14 protein-coding genes are annotated in these 15,519 nt (G+C 69.9%); 9 read left to right on the top strand and 5 right to left on the bottom strand.

Annotated elements, in window-relative coordinates; translation table 11 throughout:
• Positions 1–146 precede the first annotated feature (146 nt).
• Genes AB0D49_RS30525 through AB0D49_RS30515 form a run of 3 tightly spaced genes read left to right on the top strand, consistent with a single transcriptional unit; the run spans position 147 to position 2,631 of the window.
• Positions 147–1,121, top strand: a complete 975-nt coding sequence (locus AB0D49_RS30525; RefSeq protein WP_362763434.1) for a NaeI family type II restriction endonuclease — start codon at positions 147–149, stop codon at positions 1,119–1,121.
• Positions 1,122–1,162: 41 nt separating this feature from the next.
• Positions 1,163–2,137 carry a hypothetical protein gene (locus AB0D49_RS30520; RefSeq protein WP_362763432.1) on the top strand — a complete coding sequence of 325 codons (975 nt, stop codon included), beginning with the start codon at positions 1,163–1,165 and terminating at the stop codon, positions 2,135–2,137.
• Positions 2,134–2,631: a very short patch repair endonuclease gene (locus AB0D49_RS30515; RefSeq protein ID WP_362763429.1), complete on the top strand. Its 498-nt coding sequence runs from the start codon at positions 2,134–2,136 to the stop codon at positions 2,629–2,631. The genes AB0D49_RS30520 and AB0D49_RS30515 overlap by 4 nt, the downstream gene beginning before the upstream one ends.
• On the opposite strand, the gene dcm is transcribed toward AB0D49_RS30515, so the two are convergent.
• A complete protein-coding gene (gene dcm, locus AB0D49_RS30510; protein WP_362763427.1) occupies positions 2,632–3,861 on the bottom strand; it encodes a DNA (cytosine-5-)-methyltransferase in 1,230 nt (409 codons plus the stop codon). It abuts the gene before it with no gap.
• 158 nt (positions 3,862–4,019) lie between these two features.
• On the opposite strand from dcm, the gene AB0D49_RS30505 reads away from it, so the two are divergent.
• Positions 4,020–4,757, top strand: coding sequence for an HNH endonuclease (locus AB0D49_RS30505; protein ID WP_362763424.1), 738 nt, complete (start codon positions 4,020–4,022; stop codon positions 4,755–4,757).
• Between the two features lie 88 nt (positions 4,758–4,845).
• The gene (locus tag AB0D49_RS30500) at positions 4,846–5,463 is read left to right on the top strand and encodes a hypothetical protein (protein ID WP_362763421.1); all 618 of its coding nucleotides are present in this window, start codon (positions 4,846–4,848) and stop codon (positions 5,461–5,463) included.
• 10 nt (positions 5,464–5,473) lie between these two features.
• Here the strand turns inward: AB0D49_RS30500 and AB0D49_RS30495 are convergent, their stop codons facing one another.
• Entirely contained in the window at positions 5,474–7,351 is a 1,878-nt protein-coding gene (locus AB0D49_RS30495) for an FAD-dependent monooxygenase (RefSeq protein WP_362763419.1), read from the bottom strand.
• A gap of 151 nt (positions 7,352–7,502) precedes the next feature.
• Here AB0D49_RS30495 and AB0D49_RS30490 point away from each other — a divergent pair, with 151 nt between their 5' ends.
• Positions 7,503–7,805, top strand: coding sequence for a hypothetical protein (locus AB0D49_RS30490; protein WP_362763550.1), 303 nt, complete (start codon positions 7,503–7,505; stop codon positions 7,803–7,805).
• A 27-nt stretch (positions 7,806–7,832) separates the two neighbouring features.
• Here the strand turns inward: AB0D49_RS30490 and AB0D49_RS30485 are convergent, their stop codons facing one another.
• On the bottom strand, positions 7,833–8,774 hold the full coding sequence (locus AB0D49_RS30485) for a helix-turn-helix domain-containing protein (RefSeq protein ID WP_362763416.1): 942 nt from the start codon (positions 8,772–8,774) through the stop codon (positions 7,833–7,835).
• Positions 8,775–8,974: 200 nt separating this feature from the next.
• Here AB0D49_RS30485 and AB0D49_RS30480 point away from each other — a divergent pair, with 200 nt between their 5' ends.
• Together AB0D49_RS30480 and AB0D49_RS30475 are read left to right on the top strand one after the other, a co-directional pair.
• On the top strand, positions 8,975–9,424 hold the full coding sequence (locus AB0D49_RS30480; protein WP_362763413.1) for a hypothetical protein: 450 nt from the start codon (positions 8,975–8,977) through the stop codon (positions 9,422–9,424).
• Positions 9,425–9,629: 205 nt separating this feature from the next.
• Complete coding sequence (locus tag AB0D49_RS30475; RefSeq protein ID WP_362763410.1) at positions 9,630–10,679, top strand: alpha/beta hydrolase; 1,050 nt, start codon at positions 9,630–9,632, stop codon at positions 10,677–10,679.
• A 105-nt stretch (positions 10,680–10,784) separates the two neighbouring features.
• On the opposite strand, the gene AB0D49_RS30470 is transcribed toward AB0D49_RS30475, so the two are convergent.
• Both AB0D49_RS30470 and AB0D49_RS30465 read right to left on the bottom strand, forming a co-directional pair.
• Positions 10,785–12,329: an MFS transporter gene (locus tag AB0D49_RS30470; RefSeq protein ID WP_362763407.1), complete on the bottom strand. Its 1,545-nt coding sequence runs from the start codon at positions 12,327–12,329 to the stop codon at positions 10,785–10,787.
• A 42-nt stretch (positions 12,330–12,371) separates the two neighbouring features.
• Positions 12,372–13,634 (bottom strand): DUF445 domain-containing protein, encoded by a 1,263-nt coding sequence (locus tag AB0D49_RS30465; protein WP_362763548.1) that lies wholly within the window; start codon positions 13,632–13,634, stop codon positions 12,372–12,374.
• 472 nt (positions 13,635–14,106) lie between these two features.
• Between AB0D49_RS30465 and AB0D49_RS30460 the strand changes: the two genes are divergently transcribed.
• Positions 14,107–15,438, top strand: coding sequence for an SGNH/GDSL hydrolase family protein (locus AB0D49_RS30460; protein ID WP_362763403.1), 1,332 nt, complete (start codon positions 14,107–14,109; stop codon positions 15,436–15,438).
• The last annotated feature ends 81 nt before the right edge of the window (positions 15,439–15,519 follow it).

Below are 15,519 nucleotides of genomic sequence, written 5' to 3'. Positions count from 1 at the left end.
GGGTCGTAACCCGCCGATCCAGGTGAGGGACGTTCCCACCACTCGGCGCCGCACCCGAGCGACTGACACCAAGAACCTGTACGCCTTCAGGACCGCCCGCGTGGGCGCGATTCGGCACCCGATAGTTCTGCAGACAGGAAGCGCAGTTGCTCCCCTTCGAAGAAGACCTCAAGGCAGCCGCCAGAATCGCTCGGCAGGGCTTGGACGAAAATGACCCTGAGCTGTCCGCGGTACGTGATCGCGTCCTCGCGATTGATCCGACAGGAAAGCGGTTTGCGTCTGTTCTCCGTGACACCATCGACCAGTTGCTCCATGGTGAGGTCACCGGGCGCTACGACTGGAAGACCCTCTTCAAGACCGAGAAAACACACGCGGGAACTCTCGTTGAGATCAACCTCCAACGGGAGTTCACGTTCGATGACGGTCGCACCATGGACTACCAGATCGCTGGCATCGAAGTGGACTGCAAGTACTCCCAGCAGTTCGGCGGCTGGATGATCCCACCCGAGGCCATGGGCCACCTCTGCCTGGTCGTGTGGGCGGATGACTACCGGAGTCTGTGGAGCGCCGGGCTGGTACGCATTCGCCCCGAGATCCTGAACCAGGGCAACAACCGCGACCTCAAGCTCACCATCAAGGCAGAGCACCGGAGTAAGATTTCCTGGCTCTGGAAGGACGAACCTCTGCCGAGAAATGTACTGCTGCACATGGACCCGGCTGACCGCACAGCCGTCTTCGCCTCAGATTCCGGACAGCAGCGGGTCAACGAGTTGTTCCGACGGGTACAGCAGCAGCGTATCGGACGCAATGCCGTACGTACGGTTGCCCAGCAGAAGGACTACATGAAGCGAGTACGGGGCAACGGCGGGTCCCGGTCAGCACTCAGGTCCGAGGGAATCGTCATCATCGGCGATTACGAGAAGCACCGCAGAGTGGCTCAGGAGCTGAACGTTCCGGTGCCGGAGAAGGGTGAATTCGTGAGCGTGCGTGTCGTACGAGCCACGGCACGCCATGCTGGAGCGCCTCAAGTAGTGCTTGACCATCAGCTGTGGGCGGTGGCAGAGGACACCGACCCCCGGGAAACGGGGCCGGAACTGCCTAGCACCCGGGCAGCTTCCTAGCTCTCCAGCCTCGGACCCTTCACTATCTTGGATACCCTCACATGCCCCTGACAACCGAGCACCGGCAATTGATCGACAGCCACCTTGCGGATGCTGAGGCGATCAGCGCGGTGATTTTCGGGTTCTGCTGGAGCGACTCCGTACTCGCCAGCGCCGCAAACATAAACCTGAACACGGCAGAGACTCTTGACCAGGCGGCCCATCGCCATGGCCAGGGCTGGAACCCGGCCTGGCTGACGAACGCAGGATTCACTGCTTACGATGCCCATGGAACGGAGATTGCTCCCACTGCCGCCATCGCCGGCCCGATGAACTGGGCACCGGCCGTGCGGACCTTCCGCCTCGATGACAAGGTGGCGGACACGGCAACAGGGCACGGCCTGCGGCGACGGGTTGCGGCAGAAATCGCGGTGCTCGCCCTCTGGCAGCAGGCCGTGGCGAGCCGAGACATTGAGCTGGAGCGGCCCGCTGTGCTCAATCCCAATACCCGGGGAGCACGGTTCCGTGACTTCCTCATCTACTTCCTCCAGCGCAGACTTCCCGATGGCTGGCAGGTCCGGCATGAAGTACCCCTCACACATATCCGGGGACTCCACATGCGCCGGGATGTGGGGCGCAGGAAGAGCGACATCCTGATCATTGATGAAGGCGACCGGCTTATCGCCGCGCTCTCCTCCAAGTGGTCCTGGCGCTCGGATCGGGGCACGGAGGCAGCCCAGATGGTGCCGCTGACCCGCTACCGCCCTGATGTTCCGTACGCGCTGGCCACCGCCGAGTTCCCCCGCGCGGGACAAGTAGCGCAGGAAAGCGTGGAGGACCGCACCTACCATCTGTGCCCGGGATGGGTAGGGGCATGGACGCTGGTCAATGAACTCCCGGCGGGAGCCTCACCCGCAGACCGGTGGCCGGATCTGGAGTCTCTCCGCCAGGAGGGAAGCACCCGCGCAGAGGCCATGACCCTGAATGGCCTCGATAGGCTGGTCGAAGACCTTCGCAACAGTGGCGACATCCTATGAGCGAGAACGCGGAAACCCCGGCCGCAGCACATGCAGACTGGCGGCCCCCGCCCGGTTCCTGGGCATCCTCGGCAGCACGCCGACGAAATATGCAGGCCATCAGAAATCGGGACACCAAGCCCGAGTGGCTGATCCGGCGGCTTGTACACGCCCAGGGCCTTCGCTACCGGGTCGCAGCCAAGCCGCTGCCCGGCCTTCGCCGTACGGCCGACCTGGTCTTCCGTCCGGCGAAGGTAGCGGTCTTCATCGATGGCTGCTACTGGCACGGCTGCCCGGAGCACTACGTCCCGCCCAGAACGAATTCGGGCTACTGGTCTGACAAAGTCGCCAGGAACATGGCCCGCGACCGGGACACCGACCAGCGCCTCACCGAGGCAGGCTGGATAGTACTGCGTTTCTGGGAACATGAGCCGTCTGAAGCCTGCGCGGCCCGGATTGCCGCTGAAGTGGAGAGTCGCCGCAGCAGTCTTCACAGCAAGCAGCGCGATAGCTAATTACAGCTTCTTCTCATCACGTTCCCGCGCGGCCCTGAGCACGGCAATGATTGATTCACCTACGGCCTTGGCCACTGGCGGCGGAAACGCATTGCCAACCTGCCGGTACTGAGCTGTCTTACCACCCGAGAACTCCCAGTCCTCTGGGAAGCCCTGGATGATGGCAGCTTGCCGCACGGTGAGCATGGGACCCTCAGGACGGAACAGGTCACGCCCCTCAGTCCCCTTCTCAACACACGTATCGATGTCGTTGGCGACACCCATTCCCGAAACCCCGAGCTGCCGCCACGCGTATTTTGCCCGACTGGGTCCCAGATCAGCACCACCGTGCTTCTTTGAACCACCGACGAGCGTAGGCGCGATTCCTCCGCCCTTGCCCTTCAGTTCTGCGTCCCGGTCATTGGCTTTCTTCAACCACCGCTCAAATGCCTCATTGGCCTGCTCTGCATGAATTCCGCCCAGGTAACGATCAAATCGCTCACGCATGGAGGGCTCCAGCGCCTCAGCGACGCTGACCGGTTCCTCGTGGGTCGGCTCGGGCCACACGAAGCTATTTTCCAAGCCTTTCAGCACATCCGTCCGGAATGCCACAAGAATCGCGCGTGGACGCAATTGCGGCACGCCGAAATCACTCGCCTCAAGGACTTCCCAACCGACAACCTTATACCGAGGGGCCTTTTCGTCGAATTCGCAGCCATCCTCGCCCACATGCAGGCCGTCCTCCAGCCGGCTCGTAATCCATTGACGATATTCGGAGAATTTTGGGTCTTTGATCCCCCTGACGTTCTCGATCATCACCGCCTTTGGCTTGAGCTCAGCGACCAGCCTGAGCATGTCCGGGAACAGATCTCGCTCGTCTGCCCTGCCCAGCTGTTTCCCTGCATGAGAGAACGGCGGACACGGAACACCGCCAGCCAGCAGATCAAGGCCGCCACGGCGCCGCAGCAACTCGGCACCTTTCGTCACATGCTCGTCCGGTTTGAACTCCTTGACGTCCCTCGGCTCGATCTCATCGCAGTACCGGCCCTCGGTGGCCCAGATCTTGTGCTTCTCGATGTTCGTCTGGAGCGTGGCAGCCGCGAACTTGTCGATCTCCACGAGTGCAAGATGACTGAAGCCTGCCTGGTGCAGCCCGATCGCCTGCCCCCCGGCCCCGGCACAGATCTCAATCGATGTGAACTCGGGCTCCAGGGCCTCACCGACGCCCTCGGTACCCTTCGTGCGGGTCATGCCCCCTCCTTGCAGCAGAACAGTGGCAGACTCGACTTGCAATCCACCATCACTGAGGGTGACAGACCCCACTGACAACGACCTCCTTAGTGTGCAGCACGAGCCTCAGTTCGCTGCACACCGCCTCCGACACACCGAACACTCATACGATATTGCGCATGCGGATTCCTGCCTGGACTGAAGACGAACTGGTGCTGGCTGGCGCCCTGGTTGCGGGGAACGGCTGGCGCGAGTTCCGCGAGGGCGACCCAGAGGTGCAAGAGCTGTCCGAACTGCTTCGCTCACTGCCCCTCCACAGCCCCGAGGTGCGGTCGCAGCCTGAGTTCCGGTCACTGGGCAGCGTCAGCCGCAAGACCACCGACTTCATGACCAACCACAGCCTGTACTCCGGCAAGGCCACTCGGTGCGGCAAGCCCACACTGATCATGATCGAAGCCTTCACCACACGCGAGGCAGAGATGTTCCAGGCTGCCCGGGCCATTGAGGAAGGCATCGCCTCCGGCGAGTTCCACTCCCTTACTCCGCAGCCGGACGAAGTCGATGAAACCGGTACCGGTGCCATTGAAGGGCGTCTTCTGACCCGCCGGGCACTCGCCCGGGAGCGAGATCCAAAGCTGCGTGCGAAGAAGATCAAGGCCGTCCGGGCCAGCGGGCGCCCGCTGGCGTGCGAGGTCTGCGAATTTGACTTCGCCCGCACCTACGGCGCCGACCTAGGCGAGGGCTACATCGAAGTGCACCATGTCACTCCCCTGCATATTTCCGGCGTAAGGAAGACACTCCTGGAAGATCTCGCCTGCCTGTGTGCCAACTGCCATCGCATGTGCCACAGAAGCCTTCCAGGAGAGTCCTGGCGCACGCCAGCCTCGCTGCGGGAGCGTTTGAACGGATTTGCATAGCCAGCCCTTGACTGACCCGAGCAAGACATCTCCCGTCCCCTGGCCGATTCCGGCGGTCGAACGTCCGTTCCCTGTGTACCTTGCCCGAATGGCTGATACGTCTGACACGGATGGCGCTCGGCTGGGGAAGGAAGCGGCTCGGCGGCTCGCGGCGGTTCCCGGGTGTGAGGTCGCGGCGGGGCTGAGCGCGGCCGAGTTCGCGCGGATCGAGCGCACCTACGGCTTCGTGTTCGCCGACGACCACCGGGCCTTTCTGGCCGAGGGGCTGCCGGTCGCCTCGCCGCCCAAGCGGGGTGGGGCCTGGGAGCAGCCCTGGCCGGACTGGCGGCACGGCGATCCGGAGGATCTGCGCTACCGGCTGGAGTGGCCGGTGCGGGAGGTGCTGCGGGAGGTGGAGCTGGGCGGCTGGCATCCGCGGGCCTTCGGGGCGCGGCCCCGTGGTGCGCGGGCGGCCGTCGACATGGCCCGGCGGAAGCTGGCCCAGGCGCCGGTGATGGTCCCGCTGTACGGGCACCGTTTCCTGCCGGCCGGGGCGGGGTCGTACGGGCATCCGGTGCTGTCCATGTGGGGGACCGCCGTGCGGTGCCACAGCGATCATCTGGTGGATTACGTCGAGCGGGAGTTCGCCGGGCTGGACGACGGGGGGCCCTGGGACCAGGAGCCGACCGTGGCGGTCTGGTCGGACTTCGTGAGCTGGCGGCCGTAGCGGAGGTCCCTCAGTCGGGCCTCCGGCCGCCGGTGATCGCGGTGAGTGCCGTGGCGAGGGTGTCCGGGGACAGCGGACTGCCGGTGAAACGGGCGCCCACGTGGCCGTCCGGGCGGACCAGGAGCGCGTCGGCGGGACCCAGGTCCAGGGCTTCGGCGTGGGGCCGGGTCAGCGGCTCGACGTGCAGGGGCCATGGGATGCCGGGGAACTCGCCTGGCGGGCCTGCGGTGAAGAGGGTGAAGTGTTCGCCGAGGGCGTCCAGGGTGGAGCGGGTGGGGGTCAGCCAGAGGTGCGGGAGCCGGTGGCCGGGGTGGGGGGTGGGGGTGTAGTCGGTGGGCGTCGGCCCCGGGGGTCCAGCGGCATTGGGGGGCGCCGTTCTGTGGGCTCCAGCGGCATCGGTGGCCGTCGGCCCGAGGGCTCCAGCGGCATCAGTGGGCGCCGCCCCGCGGGCTCCAGCGGCATCGGTGGCCGTCGGCCCGTGGGCTCCAGTGGCATCAGTGGGCGCCGCCCCGCGGTCTCCGGCCGCATCCGTGGCCGCCTGCCCATGGTCCCCCCGCGCCTCCGTCGCCCCCGTCGCCCCCGTCGCCGCCGTCGCCCCCGTCGCCCCCGTCGCCCCGGGCGACTCCCCGGCCTCCGACCCGTACACCGCCTCCGAGTCGTACACCGCCCCCAGTACCAGGCCCAGTTGGGCGAAGTACTGGTCCGTCCAGGGGAGTTCCGTACCGCCTGGGGGCGGGAGCGTGGCGTCCGCCGACAGTTGGGCGCTGCGGTGGGACTGGACCTGTGCCATGAGGCGGGTGTTGGCCACCGACTGTTCCAGGACCCGGTCCGCCACCGGATGGCGTTCGGGGGCGTAGGTGTCGAGCAGGGCCGGGGCCGCCCAGCCCTGGAGGACGCCCGCCAGTTTCCAGCACAGGTTGTGGACGTCGCCGATCCCGGTGTTCATGCCGAGGCCGCCGACGATCGGGACGGCGTGCGCCGCGTCCCCCGCCAGCAGGGTCCGGCCCTCGCGGAGGCGGTCGGCGACGAAGGCGTTCATCGTCCAGTGCTGGACGCGCAGGACGTCGACCTCCAGAGGGTCCGACGCGCCGAGCGCGCCCCGTACCAGCGCCGCCCAGTCCGTGTGCGCCACGCCCTCCGGGGTCGGGCCGAACCAGCCCCAGCCGCCCTCCGGGTACAGCGGCAGGAACGAGCCGTGCGCGGTGACGTACATCCCGGCCGGCTGCCGGTCGCTCCAGTCGGCGAGGTCCGCGTCGAAGACGACGGTGGTGGTCCGGCCCAGCGCACCCGGCCCGTACGTGCCGATGCCGAGCAGCCGCCGGACGGTGGACGCGGCGCCGTCGGCGGCCAGGAGGTAGCGGGCGCGGACGCGGGCCGCCGTACCGTGCTCCCGGTCGGCGAGGTCCGCCAGGACGCCGTCCGTGTCCTCCCGTACCGCCACCAGTTCGGTGCCGAACCGCACCTCGCCGCCCGCCGCGCCCAGCAGCAGTGGCTCCAGCCGGTCCTGCGAGGTGACCACGCCGATCACCGGGCTCTGCGGGATCGGCTCCCGCACCCCGACCATGGCCGCCGTGGCGAAGTCCGGGCCGCGCAGGGTGTCCCGGAACCTGATCCGCCCGAACTTCGCGGGGAACGCCACCGCCGTGACCCGCTCGGCCAGCCCCAACTGCCGCAGGATCTCCATCGAGCGCACATTGACCAGCCGTGAGCGCGGGAACGGCGACAGCTCCCGGTGCCGCTCGACCAGCAGGGTCCGTACGCCCCACCGCTCCAGCAGCACCCGCGCGGCCAGCCCCACCGGTCCCCCGCCGACGATCAGAACGTCCAGATCCCCGTTCACGTCCGCGTCCGCGTCCGCGTCCGTCGGCTCATCGCGATTCGTCTGCATGGTCCTGATATACCGCCGGGGCCGCCGTGGGGGTGCGCGACGGTCCGGCCGGGTCCCGGGTTAGCCTCGAAGCGACGACCGATCGATCCCCCGCCCACGTCCAGTCCATGTCCAGGAGGCAACGATGGCCAAGCTCCCCCGCGTCAGCGGCATCACCGGCGTCCCCAGCGCGCTGGTCGCCGCGGGCGGACTCGTCGGCGGGTACGGCGTGGCCCGCTGGACCAAGAAACGGGAGCTGGGCGGCGCCGTGCTGGCCGTCGCCGGGGCCGCCGCCGCCACCCAGTGGCGGGCACGGGCCGGCGGGAAGGCGGCGGGCGCGCTGACCGCGGGGTACGTCGCCGCGTTCGGGGCGTCCCACCCGCTGGCCAAGAAGGTCGGCGCCTGGCCCGCCGTGTTCGGGGTCGCCGGAGCCGTCGCCCTGGCCTCCTGGGCGGTCGCCGACCGCCGGGCGTGACCTCCCCTCCCGGCACCCCGACCGGCGTCAGGACCTGAACGCCCGCCGGTACCCCTGCGGGCTCGTCCCCACCACCTTCCGGAACCGCTCCCGGAACGCCGTCGCCGACCCGAACCCCGTCTGCCCGGCGATCCGCTCGACCGAGTACGACGTGGTCTCCAGCAGATGCTGCGCCCGCCGCACCCGCGCCCGGTGCAGCCACTGCACCGGCGTCGTCCCGGTCTGCTCCCGGAAACGGCGGTTCAGGGTGCGGGTGCTCGTCCCGGCGTGCGCGGCGATCTCCTCCAGGGTGAGATCACGGTCCAGTTGGTCCTCCATCCAGCGGAGCAGCGGCTCCATGGTCGCCCCGGCCGGTGCCGGAGGCAGGTCGTGGACGATGAACTGCGCCTGCCCGCCCTCCCGTTCCAGCGGCATCACCGACATCCGGGCGGCATGCGCGGCCACCGCCGAACCGTAGTCCTTGCGGATCATGTGCAGACACATGTCGAGCGCCGCCGCCGCGCCCGCGGAGGTCAGGAACTGGCCGTTGTCGACGTACAGCACATTCGGGTCGACGGTCACCGCCGGATGGCGGGCCGCGAGATCGGGCGCCGCGAACCAGTGGGTCGTCGCGCGCAGTCCGTCCAGCAGCCCGGTCGCGGCGAACAGGAACGCGCCCACGCACACCGAGGCGATCCGGGTGCCGTTCGCCGCCGCCGCGCGCAACGCCTCGGCCACACCGGGCGGCAGCACCTCGGGCGGGTCCTCGACCCCGGGCAGCACGATCGTGTCGGCCTCCGCGAGCAGTTCCAGCCCGTACGGCGCCCGCAGGGTGAACGGCCCCGCCGACACCTCCTCCCGCACCGAGCAGACCCGCACCCGGTACGCCTCCCGCCCGTCCGGCAGCCGCGCCCAGCCGAACGCGTCGATGGGCGCCGAGAGATCGAAGGGGATGACCCCGTCCAGTGCCAGTACCGCCACGGTGTGCATGGCCAGAGGGTAGGCGTACGACGGCTTCTCGCCAAGCGGCTTCCTGCGGCAGGGCGGCCCAGCAAGCAGTCGGTCAGCCGGCGAACCGCCCGTCGAGCGGCGTGCCCCCGACCTGCCCGGCAGCCGCTGGCGAGAATCCGTCGGTACCTGGCACTCACGCCACTTCTCCGCCGCCCCCGACCTCCCTACGCTCGACGCCCGTGACCAAGTTCCTGCTCTCCGTCCATGTCATCGCCGCGATCGTCGCCATCGGCCCCGTCACGGTCGCGGCCAGCATGTTCCCGCCCGCCGCCCGCAAGGCGCTGGAGACCCCCGACGACCCGAAGGCGGTCGGGACGGTGGCGCTGCTGCACCGGATCTGCCAGGTGTACGCGGCCGTCGGGGTCGTCGTGCCGGTGTTCGGGCTGGCCACCGGGAGCGCGATGGGGGTGCTCGGGGACGCCTGGCTGATCGTCTCGATCGCGCTGACCGTGCTGGCCGCGGCGGTGCTGATGGCGCTGGTGCTGCCCCGCCAGAGCGCGCTGGCGCAGGGGCACGGGACACGGGAGACGACGGTACGGCTGGCCATGTTCACCGGGGTCTTCAATCTGCTGTGGGCGACCGTGACGGTGCTGATGATCGTGCGACCGGGGTCCACGACGGGGGCGTAGCCCCGGGATACGGGCGGGGTCCACGACGGGGGTAGTCCCGGGGAACGGGCCGGGTCCACGACGGAGCGTGGACCCGGGGAGGGGCCGACGGGAGGACCTCCCGGGCTCGTGCGAGAACTCTTGTGGAGATCTCATCTCCACTTTACCTTCGACTCGCACGCCCCGCGCAGCCCGCCCGCACCGCCGATGCCCCTGGGAGTCACCCATGCCTGTCGCCCCTCCGCCCCGGTCGCCCCATCCGCCCCGGCCAGGACACCGCACCAGACGACTGACCGCCGTGGTGGCCGCCGCCGCGGCCTGTCTCAGCCTCCTCATGGGCACGGCGGAGGCCACCACCGCCCCCGCCACCCCGGCCACACCGACCGGCACCGACGCCATCACCCGGCACCTAGACCTCCCCTACGCCTCCGCCCCCAGCCAGGTCCTGGACCTCTACCTCCCCACCGGCGCCCGCAAAAAGCTGCCGCTCGTGCTCTACGTCCACGGCGGCGGCTGGGCCGGTGGCGACAAGGCCGAGTTGCAGCGCGTCCCCGGATGGGACTCCCTGCTCGCCCAGGGCTTCGCAGTCGCGTCCGTCAACTACACCCTGGCGCCGGGCGCCCGGTTCCCCCGGCAGATCCACGAGGTGAAGGCCGCCGTCCGGTATCTGCGCGCCCACGCCGCCACCTACGGGCTGAACGGGAAGGTCGGGCTGTGGGGCGGCTCGGCCGGGGGCCAGATCGCCGCGCTGGTCGGCACCAGCTGCCGGGTGCCCGCGCTCGAAGGGTCCCTCGGGACGACCGGGCCGTCCAGCTGTGTCGACGCCGTGGTCGATCTCTCCGGGCCGAACGACTTCGCCTCGCTGACCGGCAACCCGTCGGTGGACCCGCTCGCCGCGAACTATCTCGGCTGCCCGGCGGGGCTCGCCTCCTGCTCCCCCGAGGTGCTGAAGCAGGCCGACCCGATCACCCATCTGTCGTCGTCGTCCACCCGCCGCCCCCCGCCGTTCCTCCTCGGGCACGGCGACGCCGACACCGTCATCCCCGTCACCGAGAGCTGGAAGCTGTTCGCCGCGCTGAAGCGGTCCTGCGGCACCGCGTCCCTGTTCACCTTGCGGGGCCAGGACCACTTCTTCCCGTTCACCGGTGCCCTGAGCGAGCCGTACCCCGAGCAGACCCGGCAGAGCACCCGCGGCTGCGGCCGGACCAGGACCGCCGCCGGGCCGGTGCTCAGCCTCCCCACGATCGGCGCGTTCTTCCGGGCCGGCCTGCGCTGATCCCACCCGCGGCGGCCCCACCGCTCACCGGTCACACCGGTCACCGGTGGGGCCGTACCTTCACCGCCCACAGGACGTCACTCAGGACGTCACTCACGCCGTCCCTCACGACTTCATCGTGCCCGACGCCACTGACAACGGCGTCGCGATGTCCTCCAACGACCGCCGTTCCGCGTCCACCGCCAGGAACGCCGCCACCAGCCCCGCCGCGCACATCAGCGCCGCGCCGATCCGGAAGGCGAGCGCGGTGTCGCCGACCACGCCCGACGCGGTGAGGTCGGCGAAGAGCAGCGGCCCGCTGATCCCCCCGGCGGCCGTGCCGAGGGCGTAGAAGAAGGCGATGGCCATCGCCCGGGTCTCCATCGGGAAGATCTCCGAGACGGTGAGATACGCGCTGGACGCGCCCGCCGAGGCGAAGAACAGCACCACGCACCAGCAGGCGGTCATGGTGGCCGCGGTGAGCGAGCCCCGGTCGAACAGCCAGGCCGTGCCGAACAGCAGGATGCCGGAGAGCAGATAGGTCGAGGAGATCATGATCCGGCGCCCGACCGTGTCGAACAGTCTGCCGAGCAGCAGCGGACCGAGGAAGTTGCCCGCGGCGATGACCGCGAAGTAGTACCCGGTGTGCCCGGTCGGCACGTCGAAGAAGGTGATCAGGATGGTGCCGAAGCCGAAGGTGATCGCGTTGTAGAGGAACGCCTGACCGATGAAGAGCGAGAGACCGAGGACCGCGCGGCGCGGATAGCCGCGGAAGACGGTCCGGGCGACCAGCCCGAAGCCGATGCTCTTGCGCTGGTGGATGGTGATCTCCCCGGCGGGCGGCGGCAGCGGCCCGCCCTTCTCCCGCTCGATCTCCCGCTCCACGGAGGAGACCAGCGCCTCGGCCCGGTCGCCCTGGCCATGGATGAACTGCCAGCGCGGACTCTCCGGCACATGTCTGCGCACCAGCAGGATCACCAGCCCGAGCACCACCCCGAGGGCGAAGCTCAGCCGCCAGCCCAGGTTCTCCGGGAAGATCGCGGTGTCCAGCATCACGATCGACAGCAGGGCGCCGCCGATCGCGCCGAGCCAGTAGCTGCCGTTGATGATCAGATCGACCCGGCCCCGGTACAGGGACGGGATCAGCTCGTCGATGGCGGAGTTGACGGCCGCGTACTCGCCGCCGATGCCGAAGCCGGTGAGGAAGCGGAAGAGGAAGAACCACCAGGACTCGAAGGACAGCGCGGTCATCGCGGTCGCGGTCAGATAGACCGCCAGAGTGATGATGAACAGCTTCTTGCGGCCGTGCCGGTCGGTGAGCCAGCCGAAGAACAGCGCCCCCGTACAGGCACCGGCCACATACAGGGCGGCGGCGACCCCGGTGACCTGGGCGGCGGTGATGTCCAGCCCGCTGCCCGCCTCGGCGAGCCGGCCGGCCACATTGCCGACGATCGTCACCTCCAGACCGTCCAGGATCCAGACGGTCCCCAGGCCGACGACGATCATCCAGTGCCAGCGCGACCAGGGCAGCCGGTCCAGCCGGGCGGGCACGGCGGTGGTGACGATCCCGGTCTCCCGGGGCACGGCCCCCGGCGACGGTGACGACGATGACGATGACGATGACGATGACGATGAGGACGACGAGGACGACGACGGCGGCTCCGCTGCCATGCCGCTGGCTCCCTCCGCGCGGAACGCCCCCAGGGGGCCGGGCTACGCCCCCAGCATGCGCGAGACCGTGTAGATCAGCAGCCCGGCCAGCGAGCCGACGACCGTGCCGTTGATCCGGATGAACTGGAGGTCACGGCCGATGTGCGCCTCGATCTTGCGGGTGGTGTGCTCGGCGTCCCAGCCCGCCACGGTGTCGGTGATCAGGGAGGTGATCTCCTTGCGATACGTGGTCACCACGTGCACGGCGGCGTCCTCCACCCAGCTGTCGACCTTCTCCTGGAGGTTCGGCTCGGTGGCCATCCGGGCGCCCAGCGACAGCAGCGAGGAGCGCACCCGCAGCCGTAGCTCACTGCGCTCGTCCCCGGCCGCGGAGACGATCATGGTGCGTACGGCCGTCCAGGCGGACGCGATCAGATCCTGGACCTCGCCGCGGCCCAGCACCTCGCCCTTGAGCCGCTCCACCTTGGTCCGGGTCTCGGTGTCGGACTGGAGGTCGGAGGCGAAGTCGGTGAGGAAGCGGTCCAGGGCGTCCCGGGCCGGGTGCGAGGGCATGTCCCGCATCTCGGCGCAGAACCGCAGCAGCTCCTTGTAGACCCGCTCGCCGACCTTGCGGTCCACGAACCGGGGGGTCCAGCCGGGCGCCCCGCCCTGCACCGCGCCCATCACGGAGTCGCCGTGCAGCACCAGCCAGTCGTGGGCCCGGGTCACCACCAGGTCCACGATCCGGGTGTGGCCGCGGTCGGCGACGATCTTCTCCAGCAGTTTGCCGATGCCGGGCGCGATCTCCTGGGCGTTGGCGCGCCGGGTGATCGCCTCCCCCACCACCGCCTGGACGTCGGAGTCGCGCAGCACGGTCAGCGCGCCGCGCAGCGCGGTCGCCAGCTCGGCGGTGACCCGGTCGGCGTTGGCGGGCTCGGCGAGCCAGGCGCCGAGTCTGCTGCCGATGCCGACCGAACGCAGCCGCTGCCGTACGACGGTCTCGGAGAGGAAGTTCTCCCCGACGAAGTCGCCGAGGGCGACCCCGAGCTGGTCCTTCTTCCGGGGGATGATCGCGGTGTGCGGGATCGGGATGCCGAGCGGATGGCGGAAGAGCGCGGTCACCGCGAACCAGTCGGCCAGCGCGCCGACCATGCCCGCCTCCGCGGCGGCGGCCACATAGCCCGCCCAGGGGCCCGCGCCCGCGCTCGACGCCCACTTCGCCAGGACGTAGATCACGGCCACGAGGAGCAGCAGTCCGGTCGCGGTGAGTTTCATCCGCCGGACGCCGCGCTGCTTCTCCTCGTCGGCGGCGGAGAAGGTCGTCATCGTCCGCGCCCCGGCACGGTTGCCGGAGATGCCGGAGATGCCGGACGGGGAATTCTCCTGTTCGGTGGGTTTGGCAGCATTGGAGGCTTTGGCGGCTCCGGAGGCTTCAACCGCTTCAGAGGCTTTGGCGGCTCCGGAGGCTTCAACCGCTTCAGGGGCTTTGGCGGCTCCAGAGGCGTCAACCGCTCCGGAGGCGTCAGCCGCCGCCGAGGCTTCCGCCGCCCCGCCAGGGCCCGCCTCGCCCGCCGCTGTCTCCGGCTTGCCGTCGATGTCCGTACGATCCATCCGCTCCACCCGTTCCCGATCACCCACAACGCCATTGTCCCTTGCTCGTCCCTTCCTCCCCTCCTCCCTTCCTCCCTTCCTGACCGACTCCTGGAACGGAACCAGAGTTCCCGGCGTCTGTCCGGGCGGGCGCCCGTGACCGCCACGACCCTCCCGACCACCGCCCGACCCGACCGCTCGGAGAGACATGACCAGGCGCCACGACCACGCCCTGCTGGCCGCGCTGCTCGCGCTGGTCGTCGCCGTGTCCGCCGGGATATATCTCGGCGTCTCCGCCGACCCGGGCGGCACCACGAGCCCCGCCGCCGACCGGGCGGCAGGGCAGTCCGCCGCGCCCGCCTCCACCGGCACCTGGGTGGGCTCCTGGTCCGCCTCCCCGGCGGGCGCCGAGCCCGGCACCGGGACGGACGGTCTCGCCGGGCTGTCGCTGCGCAACGTGGTGCACACCTCCGCGGGCGGCACCCGCGCGCGGATCACCCTCTCCAACCTCTACGGCCGACGGCCGCTGACCGTCACCCACGCCACGATCGCGCTGGCCGCGGGCGACGGCACGGCCGCGGCGGTGCCCGGCAGTATGCGGCGGGTGACCTTCGCCGGGGAGACCCGGACCGTCGTCCCCGCCGGACGGCAGACCGTCAGCGACCCGGTGGCGCTGAACGTGCCGCACGACAGTGACGTCCTGGTCACCACGTACTCCCCCACCGGCGCCGGACCGGTCACCTACCACCCGCGCGCCCGCCAGATCTCGTACGCGGGCCAGGGCGACCTGGCGGCCGATCCCAGCGGCGCCGGGTACACCCGACAGGTGGAGGCATGGCGGCATCTCACCGCCCTCGACGTGCTCAGCAACGAGTCCGACGGCACGGTGGTGGTCCTCGGGGACTCGCTGACGGACGGGGCGAGGTCCACGGTCGGCGCGAACCGGCGCTGGCCCGACGTCCTGTCCGACCGCCTCCGCGAGACCCTCGCCGCAGGCACGGCGGACGTACCGCGCTACAGCGTGGTCAACCAGGGCATCAGCGGGAACCGGCTGCTCGCCGACGGACCGGGCCGCCCGGCGGACAGCCCGAGCGGCCTCGACCGCTTCGACCGTGATGTGCTCGGCGGGACCAATGTCCGGGTCGTGGTGATCGACCTCGGCATCAACGACATCCTGCGGCATCCGGACACCGCCGACCCCGATCGCATCCTCGAGGGACTGCGCACCCTGGTCGAACGGGCGCACGCCCGGGGCGTGAAGGTCGTGGGCGCGACCCTGATGCCGTTCTACGGCCACCCGGGGTACACGGACGCCCGGGAGGACGTCCGGCAGCGGATCAACGGCGAGATCCGGGCGGGCGAACTGTTCGACGCGGTCGCCGACTTCGACCGGGCGGTACGGGACCCGTACGACCCGCGGCGCTTCGCGAAGGAGTACGACTCCGGGGACCATCTGCACCCCGGCGACCGGGGCTACGCCCGGATGGCCGCCGCCTTCCCGCTGACGGAGCTGAAGGGGTCGGTCCCGGCCCGGCTGTGACGCCCCGAGCCGGGGCCGCGGTGTTGCCGCTGCCGGAGTTGAAGGATTCGGTCCCGGCCCGGCTGTGACGCCCCGGCCGAC

The organism is Streptomyces sp. NPDC048290 (assembly GCF_040652095.1).
Taxonomy (GTDB): domain Bacteria; phylum Actinomycetota; class Actinomycetes; order Streptomycetales; family Streptomycetaceae; genus Streptomyces.
This window is presented reverse-complemented; position numbering and strand designations above follow the sequence as displayed.

Excerpts from the sequence above, each read along its gene's own strand:
- AB0D49_RS30520 (WP_362763432.1), top strand. The coding sequence starts at position 1,163 with ATGCCCCTGACAACCGAGCACCGGCAATTGATCGACAGCCACCTTGCG.
- AB0D49_RS30515 (WP_362763429.1), top strand. The coding sequence starts at position 2,134 with ATGAGCGAGAACGCGGAAACCCCGGCCGCAGCACATGCAGACTGGCGG.
- dcm (WP_362763427.1), bottom strand. The coding sequence starts at position 3,861 with ATGACCCGCACGAAGGGTACCGAGGGCGTCGGTGAGGCCCTGGAGCCC.
- AB0D49_RS30505 (WP_362763424.1), top strand. The coding sequence starts at position 4,020 with ATGCGGATTCCTGCCTGGACTGAAGACGAACTGGTGCTGGCTGGCGCC.
- AB0D49_RS30500 (WP_362763421.1), top strand. The coding sequence starts at position 4,846 with ATGGCTGATACGTCTGACACGGATGGCGCTCGGCTGGGGAAGGAAGCG.
- AB0D49_RS30495 (WP_362763419.1), bottom strand. The coding sequence starts at position 7,351 with ATGCAGACGAATCGCGATGAGCCGACGGACGCGGACGCGGACGCGGAC.
- AB0D49_RS30485 (WP_362763416.1), bottom strand. The coding sequence starts at position 8,774 with ATGCACACCGTGGCGGTACTGGCACTGGACGGGGTCATCCCCTTCGAT.
- AB0D49_RS30475 (WP_362763410.1), top strand. The coding sequence starts at position 9,630 with ATGCCTGTCGCCCCTCCGCCCCGGTCGCCCCATCCGCCCCGGCCAGGA.
- AB0D49_RS30470 (WP_362763407.1), bottom strand. The coding sequence starts at position 12,329 with ATGGCAGCGGAGCCGCCGTCGTCGTCCTCGTCGTCCTCATCGTCATCG.
- AB0D49_RS30465 (WP_362763548.1), bottom strand. The coding sequence starts at position 13,634 with ATGACGACCTTCTCCGCCGCCGACGAGGAGAAGCAGCGCGGCGTCCGG.
- AB0D49_RS30460 (WP_362763403.1), top strand. The coding sequence starts at position 14,107 with ATGACCAGGCGCCACGACCACGCCCTGCTGGCCGCGCTGCTCGCGCTG.